Origin of the sequence: Mycobacterium sp. E2462, from assembly GCF_001672685.1 — a bacterium.
Lineage (GTDB): Bacteria > Actinomycetota > Actinomycetes > Mycobacteriales > Mycobacteriaceae > Mycobacterium.
Genome location: NZ_LZKC01000006.1, coordinates 1 through 824, shown reverse-complemented (window position 1 = coordinate 824; position 824 = coordinate 1). Strand labels below are relative to the sequence as shown.

Annotated in this window: 1 protein-coding gene; it reads left to right on the top strand. The window is 70.9% G+C overall.

Going from position 1 to position 824, the window contains the following annotated elements:
* The first annotated feature begins 211 nt into the window (after window positions 1–211).
* Window positions 212–808 carry a hypothetical protein gene (locus tag A5714_RS00210; protein WP_068281689.1) on the top strand — a complete coding sequence of 199 codons (597 nt, stop codon included), beginning with the start codon at window positions 212–214 and terminating at the stop codon, window positions 806–808.
* Window positions 809–824: the final 16 nt, after the last annotated feature.

The window sequence follows — 824 nt, the reverse complement described above, 5'->3', positions numbered from 1 at the left end:
CGGTGAGAACGGCCCGCAGGCACGCCGGCAGCTTGCCCCGCTCGTTGTGCGCGGGAATCACCACGGCGGCGGCGTCGTAGGCGCGAAGCGCGGGCGCTGGCATATGTGGCAGATTTCCCGAAACCCGATCAATTAAACGGGCTTAACAATGATCGGTCGGGCGCCGGTGCGCAGGTTGTCCGCCCCGGGTGCCGGGTATGCCTGCAGCACTATGGCACCGTCCGAGGCACCGTCCGAAGCATTCCCCCCGGCGGCCACCGAGCCGCCCGCGACCGGCGCGCTGCGCGACGGATTGCGCGCGGCGGCGTCGGCGCTCAAGGAGCACGGGCCGCGGTTCGCCCTGGCCGGCAGTTACGCGCTGTGGGCGTACGGGGCGCCGGAGCCCAGCCACGACGTGGACCTGGTGGTGGCCGAATCCGACGTCGACGACGCCGTCGCCACGCTGACCCACGCGGGCTTCATCGTGAAACGGCCCCCTGAGGACTGGCTGTTCAAGGCGTGGATCGGGGACACGCTGGTCGACGTGCTGCACCGCGTCAACGGCGCGCCCGTGGGGCCGGCGGACCTCGATCAGGCCGAGGAGGTCGACGTGCTGGCGATCAGGATGCCGGTGCTGCCGCCCACGGTCGTGCTGATCCAGCAGCTGCGCGCGATGACCGAACGGCATTGCGACTTCGGCAAGCTGCTGCCGGCCGTGCGCGCGGTGCGCGAACGGCTCGACTGGGAGCGAATCCGGGCGCAGACGGCGCAGAACGACTTCGCGGTCGCCTTCCTGGTGCTGGTCGACCGGCTGGGTCTGTGCGCCTGACGTCAGTGGTTGCGCA